The organism is Streptomyces sp. NPDC008121, from assembly GCF_042957155.1.
GTDB lineage: Bacteria > Actinomycetota > Actinomycetes > Streptomycetales > Streptomycetaceae > Streptomyces.
This window is the reverse complement of the sequence record NZ_JBIBHT010000005.1, coordinates 264,861-281,526: the sequence shown is the minus strand read 5'-3', so window position 1 is coordinate 281,526 and position 16,666 is coordinate 264,861. Positions and strand designations below refer to the sequence as shown.

Below are 16,666 nucleotides of genomic sequence, written 5' to 3'. Positions count from 1 at the left end.
GACCCGTGATCTCTCGAATCGATCTGCGCGACGACACCCTCCCCGAGGGTGGCGCGCTGCGCGACCTGCTGCCCCGTGCCGAGTTCGACGTGGAAGCCGCCCTGGAGAAGGTGCGGCCCATCTGCGAGGACGTACGGCATCACGGCGCGGCCGCGGTGATCGACTACGGCGAGAAGTTCGACGGCGTCCGCGTCGACGGCCTGCGCGTCCCCGCCGAGACGATCTCCCGCGCCCTCGACGAGCTGGACCCGGCCGTCCGGGCCGCCCTGGAGGAGTCCATCCGCCGGGCCAGGATCGTCCACCGCGAGCAGCGCCGCACCACCCACACCACCCAGGTCGTGCCCGGCGGCACGGTCACCGAGAAGTGGGTCCCGGTCGAGCGCGTCGGGCTCTACGTCCCCGGCGGCCGCTCCGTCTACCCCTCCTCCGTCGTCATGAATGTCGTCCCCGCGCAGGAGGCCGGCGTCGAGGGCATCGCGATCGCCTCGCCGCCCCAGAAGGAGTTCGGCGGCCTGCCCCACCCGACGATCCTCGCCGCCTGCGCGCTCCTCGGCGTCGACGAGGTGTACGCCGCCGGCGGCGCGCAGGCCATCGCGATGTTCGCGTACGGCACCGAAGGCACCGACGACACGCCCGGCTGCGCCCCCGTCAACCTGGTCACCGGCCCCGGCAACATCTACGTCGCCGCCGCCAAGCGCCTCCTCAAGGGCCGCATCGGCATCGACGCCGAGGCGGGACCGACCGAGATCGCCATCCTCGCCGACTCCACCGCCGACCCCGTCCACGTCGCCGCCGACCTCATCAGCCAGGCCGAGCACGACCCGATGGCCGCCGCCGTCCTCGTCACCGACTCCGAGGAACTGGCCGCCGCCACCGAGACCGAGCTGAAGACCCAGGTCGCCGCCTCCAAGCACATCGACGACCGGATCGTCCCGGCCCTCGCCGGCAAGCAGTCCGCGATCGTCCTCGTCCGCGACCTGGAGGACGGCCTGAAGGTCGTCGACGCCTACGGCGCCGAGCACCTGGAGATCCAGACCGCCGACGCCGCCGCCCGCGCCGACCGCGTCCGCAACGCCGGCGCGATCTTCGTCGGCCCCTGGGCCCCGGTCTCCCTCGGCGACTACTGCGCCGGCTCCAATCACGTCCTGCCCACCGGCGGCTGCGCCTGCCACTCCTCGGGCCTCTCCGTGCAGTCCTTCCTGCGCGGCATCCACGTCGTGGACTACACCCGCGACGCACTCGCCGAGGTCACCCACCACGTGGTCACCCTCGCCGAGGCCGAGGACCTGCCCGCCCACGGCGCCGCGCTCAAGGCCCGGTTCGGATGGAAGGTGCCCCAGGCATGACCGCCCCCGGCATCGGCATCGACGACCTCCCCATCCGCGACGAACTGCGCGGCAAGACGCCGTACGGCGCGCCGCAGCTCGACGTCCCCGTCCAGCTCAACACCAACGAGAACCCCTACCCGCTGCCCGAGCCCCTGGTGGCCCGGATCGCGGAGCGGGTCGCCGAGGCCGCCCGCGGCCTCAACCGCTACCCCGACCGGGACGCGATCGAGCTCCGCACCGAGCTGGCCCGCTACCTCACCCGTACCGGAAAGCACCCGGTCGGCGTCGAGAACGTCTGGGCCGCCAACGGCTCCAACGAGGTCCTCCAGCAGCTGCTCCAGACCTTCGGCGGCCCCGGCCGTACGGCCATCGGCTTCGAACCCTCGTACTCCATGCACGCGCTCATCGCGCGCGGCACCGGCACCGGCTGGATCTCCGGCCCCCGCGACGAGGACTTCACCATCGACGTCGCCGCCGCGGCGGACGCCATCGAGCGACACCGCCCCGACGTCGTCTTCATCACCTCGCCCAACAACCCCACCGGCACCGCCGTGGCGGCGGAGACCGTGGAGACGCTGTACGAGGCGACCCAGGCCGCCAAGCCCTCCCTCGTGGTGATCGACGAGGCGTACGTCGAGTTCAGCCACCGGGACTCCCTCCTGCCGCTGATCGAGGGCCGGCCGAACCTGGTCGTCTCCCGCACCATGTCCAAGGCCTTCGGCGCCGCCGGACTGCGCCTCGGCTACCTCGCCGCCCACCGCGCCGTGGTCGATGCCGTCCAGCTGGTGCGCCTGCCGTACCACCTCTCCGCCGTCACCCAGGCCACCGCCCTGGCCGCCCTGGAGCACACCGATACGCTCCTCGGGTACGTCGAACAGCTCAAGGCCGAGCGGGACCGCCTGGTCACCGAACTGCGGGCCATCGGCTTCGACGTCACCGAATCCGACGCCAACTTCGTCCAGTTCGGCCGCTTCGACGGGGCCGAAGGCTCCCATGAGGCCTGGAAGAAGATCCTCGACCAGGGCGTCCTGGTCCGGGACAACGGCGTACCCGGCCGGCTGCGGGTCACCGCCGGCACCCCCGAAGAGAACGACGCGTTCCTCGATGCGGTGCGCGCTTTGAAGAAGGAGCAGAGTTCATGAGCCGCGTAGGACGGGTCGAACGCACCACCAAGGAAACCTCCGTCGTCGTCGAGATAGACCTCGACGGCACGGGCAAGGTCGACGTCGCCACCGGCGTCGGCTTCTACGACCACATGCTCGACCAGCTCGGCCGCCACGGCCTCTTCGACCTCACGGTCAAGACCGACGGCGACCTGCACATCGACTCGCACCACACCATCGAGGACACCGCCCTCGCGCTCGGCGCCGCCTTCAAGCAGGCCCTCGGCGACAAGGTCGGCATCTACCGCTTCGGCAACTGCACCGTCCCGCTGGACGAGTCGCTCGCCCAGGTGACCGTGGACCTCTCCGGCCGCCCCTACCTCGTGCACACCGAGCCCGAGAACATGGCGCCGATGATCGGCTCCTACGACACCACGATGACCCGGCACATCTTCGAGTCCTTCGTCGCGCAGGCCCAGATCGCGCTGCACATCCACGTGCCGTACGGCCGCAACGCCCACCACATCGTGGAGTGCCAGTTCAAGGCGCTCGCCCGGGCCCTGCGCTACGCCTCCGAGCGCGACCCGCGCGCGGCCGGCATCCTTCCGTCCACGAAGGGCGCCCTGTAACTCCATGACCGGCCTCTCCACCGTCCTCATCGTCGTCGGGCTCTTCCTCGCCGGCGGCGTGTACTCCTTCGCCAAGCAGGGACTGCCCAAGGGCGTGATCGCCGTCCTCGCCATCGCCTCCGTGATGTGCCTGGTCGCCGGCGTCCTGCGGATCCAGGGAATCTGGGAATAAGCGGCATGAGCACCACGAGCACCCCCAAGAAGGTCGTCGTCTTCGACTACGGCTTCGGCAACGTCCGCTCCGCCGAGCGGGCCCTGGCCCATGTCGGCGCCGACGTCGAGATCACCCGCGACTACGACCGTGCGATGAACGCCGACGGACTCCTCGTCCCCGGCGTCGGAGCCTTCTCCGCCTGCATGAAGGGCCTCAAGGAGGCCCGCGGCGAGTGGATCGTCGACCGCCGGCTCGCCGGCGGCCGCCCCGTCATGGGCATCTGCGTCGGCATGCAGATCCTCTTCAACCGTGGCATCGAGCACGGCGTGGAGACCGAGGGCCTCGACGAATGGCCCGGTACGGTCGAGCCCCTGAACGCCCCGGTCGTGCCCCACATGGGCTGGAACACGGTCGACGCGCCCGAGGGCAGCGAGCTGTTCTCCGGCCTCGACGCCGACGCCCGGTTCTACTTCGTGCACTCCTACGCGGTGCGCGAGTGGAGCCTGGAGATCGGCAACCCCAACATGCGCGCCCCCAAGGTCACCTGGGCCACCCACGGCGAGCCGTTCGTCGCCGCCGTCGAGAACGGCGCCCTGTGGGCGACCCAGTTCCACCCCGAGAAGTCCGGCGACGCCGGCGCCCAGCTCCTCACCAACTGGATCGAGACCCTCTGATCATGGCTCAGAAGCTTGAACTCCTCCCCGCCGTCGACGTCCGCGACGGCCAGGCCGTCCGCCTCGTGCACGGCGAGTCCGGTACGGAGACCTCCTACGGCTCCCCGCTGGAGGCCGCCCTCGCCTGGCAGCGCTCCGGCGCCGAGTGGCTGCACCTGGTCGACCTGGACGCCGCCTTCGGCACCGGCGACAACCGCGAGCTGATCGCCGAGGTCGCCCGGGCCATGGACATCAAGGTCGAGCTCTCCGGCGGCATCCGCGACGACGCCTCGCTCGCCGCGGCGCTCGCCACCGGCTGCACCCGCGTCAACCTCGGCACCGCCGCCCTGGAGACCCCCGAGTGGGTCGCCAAGGTCATCGCCGAGCACGGCGACAAGATCGCCGTCGGCCTCGACGTCCGCGGCACCACCCTGCGCGGCCGCGGCTGGACCCGCGACGGCGGCGACCTCTACGAGACGCTGGCCCGCCTCGACTCCGAGGGCTGCGCCCGCTACGTCGTCACCGACATCGCCAAGGACGGCACCCTTCAGGGCCCCAACCTGGAGCTGCTGAAGAACGTCTGCGCCGCCACGGACAAGCCCGTCGTCGCCTCCGGAGGCGTCTCCTCCCTGGACGACCTGCGGGCCCTGTCCGGGCTCGTCCCGCTGGGCGTCGAGGGCGCGATCGTCGGCAAGGCGCTGTACGCCAAGGCGTTCACCCTGGAGGAGGCGCTGGAGGCGGTGGCTTCCGCATGACCGACGGCGTGAAGAAGGTCGTCACCGGCGCTCCCTGGGAGGAGCAGTTCGGCTACTCCCGCGCGGTGGAGCTGCCGAACGGCCTGGTCCTCGTCTCCGGCTGCACGTCCGTGGTCGGCGGCCAGATCGCCGGCGGAGGCCCGTACGAGCAGGCGATCAACTCCTTCCGCGTGGCCTTCGACGCGCTGGGGAAGCTCGGTCTGGGCCCGGAGCACGTCGTACGGACCCGGATGTACCTCACCCACGCCCGGGACGTCGACGAGGTCGGCCGCGCCCACAAGGAGCTGTTCGACGCGGTCCGCCCGGCGGCCTCGATGATCATCGTCTCCGGTTTCGTGGACCCGAGCCTGGTCGTCGAGGTCGAGGTCGAGGCGTACCGCCCCGAGGGTCAGGGCGGTGCGGCCGCATGAGCCTCGCCGTACGCGTGATCCCCTGCCTGGACGTGGACAACGGCCGGGTCGTGAAGGGCGTCAACTTCCAGAACCTGCGGGACGCGGGCGACCCCGTCGAGATGGCGAAGCTGTACGACGCCGAGGGCGCGGACGAGCTGACCTTCCTCGACATTACCGCCTCCTCGGGCAACCGTGAGACGACCTACGACGTGGTGCGCCGCACCGCCGAGCAGGTCTTCATCCCGCTGACGGTGGGCGGCGGCGTCCGGGCGGCCGACGACGTCGACAGGCTGCTGCGGGCCGGGGCGGACAAGGTGGGCGTCAACACGGCGGCCATCGCCCGCCCGGAGCTGATCCAGGAGATCGCGGAGCGCTTCGGCCGCCAGGTCCTGGTCCTCTCGGTCGACGCCCGGCGCACCCCCGCCGGCACGTTCGAGGTCACCACCCACGGCGGCCGCCGGGGCACCGGCATCGACGCCGTCGAGTGGGCGCACCGGGCCGCCGAACTGGGCGCGGGCGAGATCCTGCTCAACTCCATGGACGCGGACGGCACCAAGGACGGCTACGACACCGAGATGATCGCCGCGGTCCGCAAGCACGTCACCGTCCCGGTGATCGCGAGCGGCGGCGCGGGCCGGCTCGCCGACTTCCCGCCGGCCGTCGCGGCGGGCGCGGACGCGGTCCTCGCGGCCTCCGTCTTCCACTTCGGCGACCTGCGGATCTCGCAGGTGAAGGACACCCTCCGAGAGGCGGGCCACCCGGTCCGCTGAGCAGCGCCAGGAGAAAGGCCCCCGTCCGGGGGCCTTTTTCGTGGCCCGATCGGCAGGATTATTTGTGCAATTTATGTTGTGCAAGATTCCTTTCGCATCTACGGTCGTGTCCATGACCTCGCAGGAGAACCGCCGCATCACCGATCTCGGCACCCTCAAGGCGCTCTCGCACCCCCTGCGGATGCGCCTCTACCGCGCCCTCTTCGTCGCCCGCACCGCCACCGCGTCCCAACTCGCCGAGCAGGTCGACGAGGCGGTCTCCCTCGTCAGCTACCACCTGCGCAAACTGGCCGAGCACGACCTCATCGAGGAGGCTCGCGGTCACTCCGACGACGGCCGCGAACGCTGGTGGCAGCCCAGCTCGGACGGCCTCTCCATCCGTGACGAGGACGTCCGGGGCACGCCCGAACTGGTCGCCGCGAGCGACGCCCTCGGCCGCACGATCAACGAGCAGCGCGTCGCGCTCCACCGCCGCTTCCTCGACGAACGGCTGACCTGGTCGGACGCGTGGCGCTCGGCGTCCGTCAGCTCCGAGTGGCTGCCCCGGCTGACCGCGGCCGAACTCGCCGCGCTCGGCAAGGAGCTCGACGCGCTGCTCAAGAAGTACGACACGGCGGCCCGCGCCGCCGAGCAGGCCGGGGACACCGAGGGCCGCGAGAACGTCGCCGTCCACCTCCAGGGCTTCCCCTACCGGTCATGACGGCGCTCACCGAAACCGCGGCCGCCGCCCGCCCCGCACACCGCGACCCGAACGTCCTGCGCTGGCTCGGCGGGTACTCCGCCTCCGCCCTGGGCGACAGCATCTACTACCTCGCCCTCTCCTGGACCGCCGTCCGCGGGGGCACACCCGCCCAGGCCGGGCTGGTCATGGCCGTCAGCGCCGTCCCGCGCGCCCTGCTCATGCTCGGCGGGGGAGTCGTCGCCGACCGCTTCGGGCCCCGCCGGGTCGTCCTGCTCTCCGACACGGTCCGCTGCCTCGTCGTCCTCGCCGTCGCCGCCGTCCTGCTCCTCAGCAGCCCGGCCCTGTGGGTGCTCGCCGCCGTCGCCCTGGTCTTCGGCACGGTCGACGCCCTCTTCCTGCCCGCCGTCGGCGCCCTGCCGCCCCGGATCGCCGCCCGCGACCAGCTCGCCCGCGTCCAGGGCATGCGCGGCCTCGCCCAGCGCGCCGCGCTCGTCCTCGGGGCCCCGCTCGGCGGCCTCGCCGTCGCCCTCGGCGGCCCGGCCGCCGCGTTCGGGGTCGCCGGACTCCTCTTCGCGGCCTCGCTGCCGCTGCTCCTCGCGCTGCGGATCACCCCGCTGCCGGGCGGCGCGCCGGCCAAGGACCGCGCGGCCCTGCGCGACCTCGCGGACGGCCTGCGCTATCTGCGCGGGCACCGGGTCCTCGGGCCGCTGGTGATCGTCGTCGCGCTCAGCGACCTCGGCTTCGTCGGCCCCCTCAACGTCGGCCTCGCTCTCCTCGCCGACGCGCGGGGCTGGGGCGCCTCCGGCATCGGCTGGGTCCTCGCCGGATTCGGCACGGGAGCGGCCGGCGCGTCCCTGCTGCTGACCGTGCGGGGCCGCATACCGCGCGCGGGGGCCGTTCTGGGCTGGACGATCGCCCTCGGCTCGACCTGCCTGGGCGCCCTCGCGTACGTCCCCGACCTGCCGGTCGCCGTGGCCCTCGCGCTCTGCGTGGGGCTGCTCGCGGGGGTCAGCGGCGCGCTGTGCGGCGCGCTCACGCAGACCGAGTGCGACCCCGCGTACCTCGGCCGGGTGACAGCGGTGACCGGTTTCGTCAGCCTGGGCCTCGCCCCGCTGAGCTACCCCCTGACGGGCGCGGCCGTCGGCCTGTGGGGCCTCGGCCCGGTGTTCGTGGCGAGCGCCGCGTTCTGCACCCTGGGCGGCGCGTACGGCCTGTCCGTCACGGCCCTGCGCCGCGCGGAGCTCCCCGGCGGGAGCTCCCGGGACGCCCTCTAGGGCGTGTTTTACGCCCCCAGCCCCGCCCTGCGGGCGGACGACGCTACTTTCGAAACACGCCCTAGATCCCCAGCTGCTTCGCCTGCTGCAGCCGCTCCACCGCGTCCTGCTCGCCGTCGATCTCCACCTTCGCCGCGTCCTGCCGGCCGAAGAGGAACATCGTCAGCTCACCCGGCTCCCCGGAGACCGTCACCACCGGCGTGCCGCGGTGCGCCACCGCCGTCTGGCCGTTCGGGCGGCGCAGCACCAGGCCGACCGGCGCCTTGCGGCCGAGCAGGCGCGCCCCCTTCTCCAGACGGGCCCACAGCACGTCCGAGAAGACCGGGTCCAGCTCGCGCGGCGACCAGTCGGGCTGGGCGCGGCGGACGTCCTCCGCGTGGACGTAGAACTCGACCGTGTTCGCCCCCTCGTCCACCTGCTTGATGGTGAACGGCGACATCTTCGGCGGACCCGTCCGGATGAGCTGGACCAGCTCCTCGTACGGCTTGTCCGCGAATTCGGCCTGCACCCGGTCGAGCCGCCCCTTCAGCAGCGGTACGACCGATCCGGCCGCCGCGTCCGGCCGGCGCTCGCGCACCACCACGTGCGCCGCGAGGTCCGTGGTCAGCCACCCCTCGCAGAGCGTCGGGGCCTCGGGCCCGGCCGCCTCCAACAGATCGGCGAGGAGAAGTCGTTCACGCTTGGCATGGGTCGACATGCCCGCCAGCGTACGGCGCCCGCCGCTGTTCCGCCCAGTGGACGCCTTTCCGGGCGAACGCGCCGGTCACGGCAGAATGGCCCCATGAGCAGCAATCTCGACCCGGCCCTCGCCGCCCGCCTCAAGCGCAGCGCGGACGGTCTCCTCCCCGCCATCGCCCAGCAGTACGACACCGGGGAGGTGCTGATGCTCGGCTGGATGGACGACGAGGCCCTCCACCGCACCCTCACCACCGGCCGCTGCACCTACTGGTCGCGCAGCCGCCAGGAGTACTGGGTCAAGGGCGACACATCCGGCCACGTCCAGCACGTCAAGTCCGTCGCCCTCGACTGCGACGCCGACACCGTCCTGGTCAAGGTCGACCAGGTCGGCGCCGCCTGCCACACGGGCGCCCGCACCTGTTTCGACGCCGACGTGCTCCCGCTCTCCCAGTAAGGTCAGCCGCCATGGACCTCGAGACCTTCCGCAAGCTGGCGGCCGACCGCCGCGTGATCCCTGTCAGCCGCCGGCTCCTCGCGGACGGCGACACCCCGGTCGGGCTCTACCGCAAGCTCGCCGCCGAACGCCCCGGCACCTACCTCCTCGAGTCCGCCGAGAACGGCCGCTCCTGGTCCCGCTACTCCTTCGTCGGCGTCCGCAGCGGCGCCACCCTCACCGTCCGCGACGGCCAGGCGCACTGGCTCGGCACCCCGCCCGTCGGCGTCCCCACCGACGGCGACCCCCTCCAGGCCCTGCGCGCCACCGTCGAGGCCCTGCACACACCCCGCGACCTCGCCTCCGGCATGCCGCCCTTCACCGGCGGCATGGTCGGCTACCTAGGCTACGACATCGTCCGGCGCCTGGAGAAGATCGGCGAGCACGGCCGCGACGACCTGCGCCTCCCGGAGCTGACCATGCTCCTCACCAGCGACCTCGCCGTCCTCGACCACTGGGACGGCACCGTCCTGCTGATCGCCAACGCCATCAACCACAACGACCTGGAGACCGGCGTCGACGAGGCGTACGCGGACGCCGTCGCCCGCCTCGACGCGATGGAGGCCGACCTGGCCCGCCCGGTCGCCACCGTCCCCGCCGCGCTCCCCGCCTCCGAGCTGCCCGCGTACTCCGCCCTCTGGGGCGGCCCCGCCTACCAGGACGCCGTCGAGGACATCAAGGAGCGCATCCGGGCCGGCGAAGCCTTCCAGGTCGTGCCCTCGCAGCGCTTCGAGACGCCCTGCGGCGCCTCCGCGCTCGATGTCTACCGCGTGCTGCGCGCCACCAACCCCTCCCCGTACATGTACCTCTTCCGCTTCGAGAACGGCTTCGACGTCGTCGGCTCGTCGCCCGAGGCCCTGGTCAAGGTCGAGGACGGGCAGGCGATGCTCCACCCCATCGCCGGCACCCGGCACCGCGGCGCGACCCCCCAGGAGGACCACGACCTCGCCGACGAGCTGCTCGCCGACCCCAAGGAGCGCGCCGAGCACCTGATGCTCGTCGACCTCGGCCGCAACGACCTCGGACGGGTCTGCGAGCCGGGCTCCGTCGAGGTCGTCGACTTCATGTCGATCGAGCGGTACTCGCACGTCATGCACATCGTCTCGACCGTCACCGGACGGGTCGCCCGGGGCCGGACCGCCTTCGACGTCCTCACCGCCTGCTTCCCGGCCGGCACGCTGTCCGGCGCCCCCAAGCCGCGCGCCATGCAGATCATCGAGGAGCTGGAGCCGTCGCGGCGCGGACTGTACGGCGGGTGTGTCGGCTATCTCGACTTCGCCGGGGACGCCGACACCGCCATCGCCATCCGCACCGCCCTGCTCCGCGACGGCACCGCGTACGTGCAGGCCGGAGCCGGTGTCGTCGCCGATTCCGACCCGGTCGGCGAGGACGACGAATGCCGCAACAAGGCGGCCGCCGTACTCCGCGCGGTGCACACCGCCAACCGGATGAACGCCGCGCCGGGCGCGTAAGGGATAGTGGGGTACGTGAGTGCTGTACCCGTACCCCAGCCCCGAGCCGCCCGCGCGAGCGGCACGGCCGCCGCGCCCGGCGGCCGCCGCAGCCTTGCCGCGGCTCTCCTGCTCGGCGCCCTCGGAGCCACCGTCGTCCTGCTCTCCTCGGGTCAGATCTGGGCCGAGGGAACCGCGGCGGTCGGCGGCGGCACCGTGCCCGTCGAGGCCGACGGCGGCGCCGTCACCGGCGTCCCGACGGCCCTCGCCATCGTGGGACTCGCCGCGCTGGTCGCCGTCTTCGCCGTCCGCCGCACCGGCCGCACCCTCGTCTCCGGGCTCCTCGCCCTCAGCGGGGCAGGCGCGGCGCTGGCCGCGCTCCTGGGCGCCTCCGACAGCGACGCCCTGGACGCGGAGGCCGCCCGCATCAGCGGCGACACGGCCGCCTCGGTGGCCGGTCTGACCCACACCGCGTGGCCGTACGTCGCCGCCGCCGGCGCGCTCCTGATCCTGCTCGCCGGGCTCCTCGCCCTGCGCTACGGCAAGAGCTGGCCCGCGATGGGCGGCCGCTACGAACGCGAGGCCGGCCCCCGGGGCGCCCGCCCGGCCCGCGGCCCCGCCCGGCCCGGCGCCGCGAGCGCCGCCGGCGACCCCGACCGGCCGGAGGACCTGTGGAAGGCCCTGGACCGCGGCGAGGACCCGACGCGCGAGAGCTGAGCGCGACGCGTGATCCTTGCGGCACCCCGATTCATCGCCGCGCCCCTGTGTGCGGGACAATGACCGTGAGTGTCCGCGCACGCGTGACCTCACCACTGAGCCACCACCGAGCAACAGCAACGAGGAGCAACTCATGGCGGGCAGCGCCCACGGACACACCCCGGCCGCCTGGACCGGTGTCATCATCTCCTTCATCGGCTTCTGCATCGCCGGGGTCTTCATGGTGGCGGCCAACGTGGCCGGCTTCTGGGCCGGGATCGCCGTCATCGCCGTCGGCGGTGTCGTCGGCCTCGCCATGAAGGCCGCGGGCCTCGGCATGCCGAAGGAGTCGGAGCACGTCGCCGCCGCCCGTGCGGCGGCGTCCGAGAAGGCGCGCGTCTGACCCACGACCTGCCGGAAGGCGCGGTCCGGCCATGCCGGGCTGCGCCTTCTCGCGTCAGGGGCGAGAATCACCGCGTGGAAGCGAAGCCGACGGCCCCCGCCGTGACCGACGAAGCAGCCCCGCCGACGCCTCCGGCACCGCCCGAGCAGCGGCCGGGAGGGGACGCCCGGGCACCTCGGGAACCCGCGGACGGGCCGACCGGCCCGAAGGACCACCCCCACACCCACGGGGACGCGCCCACCGCCTCCGCGGGCCATCGATCCGGGGACGGCCCCGGCGCGCCGTACCGGGACGCCCACGGCACGTACACGGACACGTACACGGACACGCCAGGGCAGGCGTACGGGATCCCCGGCCCTGACGCCGGGCCCTGGGCCGCCCACGGCGCCACAGAGGCCTCAGGAGGCCCCTCAGGCCTCCCCCTCGCACCCCGGTCACTCGGTCGGCGACTGCTCACCCCCGTGGGCGCGCTCGGCGCGGTCGCCGCCGCCTTCGCCTACGTCGGGACCGTCGACCCCAACGAACCCGGGCACTACCCCGTCTGCCCCCTCCTGCGCTTCACCGGCCTGTACTGCCCCGGCTGCGGCGGCCTGCGCAGCGCCCACGCGTTCGTCCACGGCGAGTTCGGCACCGCCCTGGGCGCCAACGCCCTCGCCGTCGTCGGCTACGGCCTGTTCGCGGTCGTCATGGCCGTATGGCTGATTCGCGCCGTCCGCGGGCTGCCGAGCCGCTTCGTGATCTCCCCGGCCCTGTGGTGGGCGATCGGCGCCGTCCTGGCCGCCTTCACCCTCGTACGGAACCTGCCGTTCGGCGCCGCGCTCGCCCCGTGAAGTCCCAGCACGTGGGACGCACCTCCACCGGATGCGGGCCTCGCGCCCCGCTGCGGATACCATCGACATGGCTGAACCTGGTTCATCTTCACCACCGTCACCATCACCCTCCCGGAAGGGGGCCTCTCGCGTGAGTGTGCTCGACGAGATCATCGAAGGCGTGCGCGCCGACCTCGCAGAGCGGCAGGCGCGGGTCTCCCTCGAGGAGCTCAAGGAGCGCGCCGCCAAGGCGCCGCAGGCCAAGGACGGCGTCGCCGCACTGCGCGGCGAAGGCGTCACCGTGATCTGCGAGGTCAAGCGCTCCAGCCCCTCCAAGGGCGCGCTCGCCGCGATCGCCGACCCGGCCGGCCTCGCCGCCGACTACGAAGCGGGCGGCGCGGCCGTCATCTCCGTGCTCACCGAGGAGCGCCGCTTCGGCGGCTCGCTCGCCGACCTGGAAGCCGTACGCGCCCGGGTCGACATCCCGGTCCTGCGCAAGGACTTCATCGTCACGGCCTACCAGCTGTGGGAGGCCCGGGCCTACGGCGCCGACCTCGCGCTCCTGATCGTCGCCGCCCTCGAGCAGGAGGCCCTCGTCTCCCTGATCGAGCGCGCCGAGTCCATCGGCCTGACGCCGCTGGTCGAGGTCCACGACGAGGACGAGGTCGAGCGCGCCGTCGACGCGGGCGCCCGGATCATCGGCGTCAACGCCCGGAACCTCAAGACGCTCAAGGTCGACCGCTCCACCTTCGACCGCGTCGCCCCGGAGATCCCGGCCGGCATCGTCAAGATCGCCGAGTCCGGCGTCCGCGGCCCGCACGACCTCATCGCCTACGCCAACGCCGGCGCCGACGCCGTCCTGGTCGGCGAGTCGCTCGTGACCGGCCGCGACCCCAAGGCCGCCGTCGCCGACCTGGTCGCCGCCGGCGCCCACCCGGCCCTGCGCCACGGCCGGAGCTGACCCGCCCGTGACCCGCCGCCACGACACGCCGCACGCTCCGGGCCCCGCCGCCCGGTGCGCGGTCGGCGTGCCGTCGGCGCCCGGCCGCCGCGGCAGGCTCCGTACCGCCGCCGCGCCCGTCCACGCCCCGCTCGCCCGCGGCTGCCGCCCGCGCGGCTGCCGCGCGCCCGCCCGCCGCGTCCACGGCCGCCGGGTGCGGTACGTCATCGGCGACGAGCCCGGCCAGGTCAACGGCATGCGATGGCCCACGCGCCCCGCGCGCACCACCACGACCACCGTCTGACACCCCTGCGGCCCCCGTAGGGGGCGAGTGCGACGGCGGCCCCGGGTGCGCGCCCCACGTGATCACCAGACCGCACGTCACACGGGGCGACCGCCCCGCGAGGAGCAGACGCATGTCCAGCGAGTTCTTCATCCCGGACCCCGAGGGTCAGGTCCCCACCGCCGAGGGCTACTTCGGCGCCTACGGCGGCAAGTTCATCCCGGAGGCCCTCGTCGCCGCCGTGGACGAGGTCGCCGTCGAGTACGACAAGGCGAAGGCCGACCCCGAGTTCGCCCGCGAGCTCAACGACCTCATGGTCCACTACACCGGCCGCCCCAGCTCCCTCACCGAGGTGCCCCGGTTCGCCGGGCACGCCGGCGGCGCCCGGATCTTCCTCAAGCGCGAGGACCTCAACCACACCGGCTCGCACAAGATCAACAACGTTCTGGGCCAGGCGCTGCTCACCAAGCGCATGGGCAAGACCCGCGTCATCGCCGAGACCGGCGCCGGCCAGCACGGCGTCGCCACCGCCACCGCCTGCGCCCTCTTCGGGCTCGAGTGCACCATCTACATGGGCGAGATCGACACCCAGCGCCAGGCGCTGAACGTCGCGCGCATGCGGATGCTCGGCGCCGAGGTCGTCGCGGTGAAGTCCGGCAGCCGCACCCTGAAGGACGCCATCAACGAGGCCTTCCGCGACTGGGTCGCCAACGTCGACCGCACCCACTACCTCTTCGGCACGGTCGCAGGACCCCACCCCTTCCCCGCCATGGTCCGCGACTTCCACCGCGTCATCGGCGTCGAGGCCCGCCGCCAGATCCTGGAGCGCGCCGGACGACTGCCCGACGCGGCCGTCGCCTGCGTCGGCGGCGGCTCCAACGCCATCGGCCTCTTCCACGCCTTCATCCCCGACACCGGCGTCCGTCTGATCGGCTGCGAGCCGGCCGGCCACGGCGTCGAGTCCGGCGAGCACGCCGCCACCCTCACCGCCGGCGAGCCCGGCATCCTCCACGGCTCCCGGTCGTACGTCCTCCAGGACGACGAGGGCCAGATCACCGAGCCGTACTCCATCTCGGCCGGCCTGGACTACCCCGGCATCGGCCCGGAGCACTCGTACCTCAAGGACACCGGCCGCGGCGAGTACCGCGCCGTCACCGACGACGAGGCCATGCAGGCCCTGCGGCTGCTCTCCCGCACCGAGGGCATCATCCCGGCCATCGAGTCCGCACACGCGCTGGCCGGCGCGCTCCAGGTCGGCAAGGAGCTGGGCGAGGACGGCCTGATCGTCGTCAACCTCTCCGGGCGCGGTGACAAGGACATGGACACGGCCGCCCGCTACTTCGGGCTGTACGACACGAACGCGGCCCCGGTCGAGGCCGACGCCGCCGCCGAGGACGGCGCGGGCGAGATCCGGAGGGACACCAAGTGAGCGGGAACATCCAGCTGCTCGGCGACACGCTGGCCGAGGCCAAGGCCGAGAACCGTGCCGCCCTCATCGCCTACCTCCCGGCCGGGTTCCCGACCGTGGACGGCGGCATCGCGGCCGTCAAAGCCGTCTTCGACGGCGGCGCCGACATCGTCGAGGTGGGCCTGCCCCACAGCGACCCGGTCCTGGACGGCCCGGTCATCCAGACCGCCGACGACATCGCCCTGCGCGGCGGCGTCCGGATCGCCGACGTCATGCGGACCGTCCGCGAGGCCCACGACGCCACCGGCAAGCCGGTGCTCGTCATGACGTACTGGAACCCCATCGACCGCTACGGCGTCGAGCGCTTCACCGAGGAGCTGGCCGCGGCAGGCGGCGCGGGCTGCATCCTGCCCGACCTGCCGGTCCAGGAGTCGGCCACCTGGCGCGAGCACGCCGACAAGCACGGTCTCGCCACCGTCTTCGTCGTCGCGCCGAGCAGCAAGGACGAGCGGCTGGCGACCATCACGGCCGCCGGTTCCGGCTTCGTCTACGCCGCCTCGCTCATGGGCGTCACCGGCACCCGCGCCTCGGTCGGCGAGCAGGCCGCCGACCTCGTCCGCCGCACCCGCGCCGCCGGCGAGCTGCCGGTCTGCGTCGGGCTCGGCGTCTCCAACGCCGAGCAGGCCAAGGAGGTCGCGACCTTCGCCGACGGCGTCATCGTCGGGTCCGCGTTCGTCAAGCGCCTGCTCGACGCCGAGGACGAGGCCGCCGGACTCGCCGCCGTAAGGGAACTGGCGGGCGAACTCGCCGAGGGCGTGCGCCGCACTTCGTAACCCGTATGGGTGGACCTGGGACCGGGGAGGCGCGGACGTGCCTCCCCGGTTCGTTGCTGTGGGCGTGAGCGAGAAGAACCGAGACGGTAAGCAGAGCGCGCGGGAGCGCCTCAAGGAGCAGCGCGACCGCGACAAGGCGCGCGCGAAGCAGCGGCGGGTCCTCATCGTGTCGGCGGCGGTGGTCGGAGTCCTCGGCCTCGCCGCGGTCGCCGGGGTCATCGCCGCCAACACCGGCGGCAAGGACAGCGGCTCGGACAAGGCGGGCCCCGTCGTCGCGCCCACCGGCGCCATCGGCGACGACACCCCGGCCATCCCCACGGGCCGCCCGGACGCCCCGGCGACGCTCACGATCTGGGAGGACTTCCGCTGCCCGGCGTGCGCGTCCTTCGAGAACGCCTTCCGGGACACCATCCACGAGCTGGAGGCGTCCGGCGCCCTCAAGACCGAGTACCACCTGGCCACCATCATCGACGGCAACATGGGCGGCAGCGGCTCCCTGCGCGCGGCGAACGCCGCCGCCTGCGCCCAGGACGCCGGGAAGTTCACGGCGTACCACGACCTGCTCTACGTCAACCAGCCGCCGGAGACGGACGACGCCTTCGCCGACAACGCCAAGCTGCTCGAACTGGCCGCCAAGGTGCCGGGACTCGACACCCCCGCGTTCCGCAGCTGCGTCGAGGACGGCACCCACGACAGCTGGGTCGGGAAGTCGAACACCGCCTTCAAGAACAGCGACTTCCGCGGCACCCCGACGGTGCTCCTCGACGGCGAATCGATCTTCCCGACGAAGGGGAACGAGCAGATCTCCCCGGAGAACCTGAAGAAGTGGGTCGCCGAGGCCGGCAAGGGCAAGAAGCCCGGCACGGCATCCCCGACGGCCGGCGGCTGACGACCGGCCGGCGGCGGTAGTTACGCATACGTTGCCGGGCGGG

General features: G+C 73.1%; 21 protein-coding genes. 20 read left to right on the top strand and 1 reads right to left on the bottom strand.

Annotation, left to right across the window (positions count from 1 at the left end; all coding sequences use genetic code 11):
* Nucleotides 1–5 precede the first annotated feature (5 nt).
* The 10 genes from hisD to ACFZBD_RS18810 all read left to right on the top strand — a co-directional run bounded on the left by hisD (nt 6) and on the right by ACFZBD_RS18810 (nt 7,740).
* Nucleotides 6–1,346, top strand: coding sequence for a histidinol dehydrogenase (gene hisD / locus ACFZBD_RS18855; protein WP_391140708.1), 1,341 nt, complete (start codon nt 6–8; stop codon nt 1,344–1,346).
* Nucleotides 1,343–2,470, top strand: coding sequence for a histidinol-phosphate transaminase (locus ACFZBD_RS18850; RefSeq protein ID WP_391140707.1), 1,128 nt, complete (start codon nt 1,343–1,345; stop codon nt 2,468–2,470). The genes hisD and ACFZBD_RS18850 overlap by 4 nt, the downstream gene beginning before the upstream one ends.
* Nucleotides 2,467–3,060: an imidazoleglycerol-phosphate dehydratase HisB gene (hisB, locus tag ACFZBD_RS18845; protein WP_158986436.1), complete on the top strand. Its 594-nt coding sequence runs from the start codon at nt 2,467–2,469 to the stop codon at nt 3,058–3,060. The genes ACFZBD_RS18850 and hisB overlap by 4 nt, the downstream gene beginning before the upstream one ends.
* 4 nt (nt 3,061–3,064) lie before the next feature.
* Entirely contained in the window at nt 3,065–3,232 is a 168-nt protein-coding gene (locus tag ACFZBD_RS18840; RefSeq protein WP_391140706.1) for a hypothetical protein, read from the top strand.
* A gap of 5 nt (nt 3,233–3,237) precedes the next feature.
* A complete protein-coding gene (hisH, locus tag ACFZBD_RS18835; RefSeq protein ID WP_391140705.1) occupies nt 3,238–3,888 on the top strand; it encodes an imidazole glycerol phosphate synthase subunit HisH in 651 nt (216 codons plus the stop codon).
* Between the two features lie 2 nt (nt 3,889–3,890).
* The gene (gene priA / locus ACFZBD_RS18830; RefSeq protein WP_391140704.1) at nt 3,891–4,622 is read left to right on the top strand and encodes a bifunctional 1-(5-phosphoribosyl)-5-((5-phosphoribosylamino)methylideneamino)imidazole-4-carboxamide isomerase/phosphoribosylanthranilate isomerase PriA; all 732 of its coding nucleotides are present in this window, start codon (nt 3,891–3,893) and stop codon (nt 4,620–4,622) included.
* A complete protein-coding gene (locus ACFZBD_RS18825; protein WP_391140703.1) occupies nt 4,619–5,032 on the top strand; it encodes a Rid family hydrolase in 414 nt (137 codons plus the stop codon). Before priA ends, ACFZBD_RS18825 begins: the two co-directional genes overlap by 4 nt.
* Complete coding sequence (gene hisF, locus ACFZBD_RS18820) at nt 5,029–5,784, top strand: imidazole glycerol phosphate synthase subunit HisF (RefSeq protein WP_391140702.1); 756 nt, start codon at nt 5,029–5,031, stop codon at nt 5,782–5,784. Before ACFZBD_RS18825 ends, hisF begins: the two co-directional genes overlap by 4 nt.
* Nucleotides 5,785–5,896: 112 nt before the next feature.
* Entirely contained in the window at nt 5,897–6,484 is a 588-nt protein-coding gene (locus ACFZBD_RS18815; RefSeq protein WP_391140701.1) for a helix-turn-helix domain-containing protein, read from the top strand.
* On the top strand, nt 6,481–7,740 hold the full coding sequence (locus ACFZBD_RS18810; protein WP_391140700.1) for an MFS transporter: 1,260 nt from the start codon (nt 6,481–6,483) through the stop codon (nt 7,738–7,740). Before ACFZBD_RS18815 ends, ACFZBD_RS18810 begins: the two co-directional genes overlap by 4 nt.
* A gap of 61 nt (nt 7,741–7,801) precedes the next feature.
* On the opposite strand, the gene ACFZBD_RS18805 is transcribed toward ACFZBD_RS18810, so the two are convergent.
* Nucleotides 7,802–8,437 (bottom strand): TIGR03085 family metal-binding protein, encoded by a 636-nt coding sequence (locus tag ACFZBD_RS18805; protein ID WP_391140699.1) that lies wholly within the window; start codon nt 8,435–8,437, stop codon nt 7,802–7,804.
* A gap of 84 nt (nt 8,438–8,521) precedes the next feature.
* Here ACFZBD_RS18805 and hisI point away from each other — a divergent pair, with 84 nt between their 5' ends.
* From hisI to ACFZBD_RS18755, 10 genes are all read left to right on the top strand, one after another.
* Complete coding sequence (gene hisI, locus ACFZBD_RS18800) at nt 8,522–8,872, top strand: phosphoribosyl-AMP cyclohydrolase (protein WP_391140698.1); 351 nt, start codon at nt 8,522–8,524, stop codon at nt 8,870–8,872.
* A gap of 11 nt (nt 8,873–8,883) precedes the next feature.
* Nucleotides 8,884–10,383, top strand: a complete 1,500-nt coding sequence (locus tag ACFZBD_RS18795) for an anthranilate synthase component I (protein WP_391140697.1) — start codon at nt 8,884–8,886, stop codon at nt 10,381–10,383.
* Between the two features lie 6 nt (nt 10,384–10,389).
* Nucleotides 10,390–11,079 carry a TIGR02234 family membrane protein gene (locus tag ACFZBD_RS18790; RefSeq protein ID WP_391140696.1) on the top strand — a complete coding sequence of 230 codons (690 nt, stop codon included), beginning with the start codon at nt 10,390–10,392 and terminating at the stop codon, nt 11,077–11,079.
* A 133-nt stretch (nt 11,080–11,212) separates the two neighbouring features.
* Nucleotides 11,213–11,461, top strand: coding sequence for an HGxxPAAW family protein (locus ACFZBD_RS18785; RefSeq protein WP_391140695.1), 249 nt, complete (start codon nt 11,213–11,215; stop codon nt 11,459–11,461).
* Nucleotides 11,462–11,808: 347 nt separating this feature from the next.
* Nucleotides 11,809–12,291, top strand: a complete 483-nt coding sequence (locus ACFZBD_RS18780; RefSeq protein WP_391141202.1) for a DUF2752 domain-containing protein — start codon at nt 11,809–11,811, stop codon at nt 12,289–12,291.
* Between the two features lie 130 nt (nt 12,292–12,421).
* Entirely contained in the window at nt 12,422–13,231 is an 810-nt protein-coding gene (trpC, locus tag ACFZBD_RS18775) for an indole-3-glycerol phosphate synthase TrpC (RefSeq protein WP_391140694.1), read from the top strand.
* A 67-nt stretch (nt 13,232–13,298) separates the two neighbouring features.
* Entirely contained in the window at nt 13,299–13,514 is a 216-nt protein-coding gene (gene trpM / locus ACFZBD_RS18770; protein WP_391141199.1) for a tryptophan biosynthesis modulator TrpM, read from the top strand.
* A gap of 112 nt (nt 13,515–13,626) precedes the next feature.
* A complete protein-coding gene (trpB, locus tag ACFZBD_RS18765; RefSeq protein ID WP_391140693.1) occupies nt 13,627–14,922 on the top strand; it encodes a tryptophan synthase subunit beta in 1,296 nt (431 codons plus the stop codon).
* Complete coding sequence (gene trpA, locus ACFZBD_RS18760) at nt 14,919–15,734, top strand: tryptophan synthase subunit alpha (protein ID WP_391140692.1); 816 nt, start codon at nt 14,919–14,921, stop codon at nt 15,732–15,734. The genes trpB and trpA overlap by 4 nt, the downstream gene beginning before the upstream one ends.
* A 64-nt stretch (nt 15,735–15,798) precedes the next feature.
* On the top strand, nt 15,799–16,623 hold the full coding sequence (locus ACFZBD_RS18755; protein WP_391140691.1) for a thioredoxin domain-containing protein: 825 nt from the start codon (nt 15,799–15,801) through the stop codon (nt 16,621–16,623).
* Nucleotides 16,624–16,666: the final 43 nt, after the last annotated feature.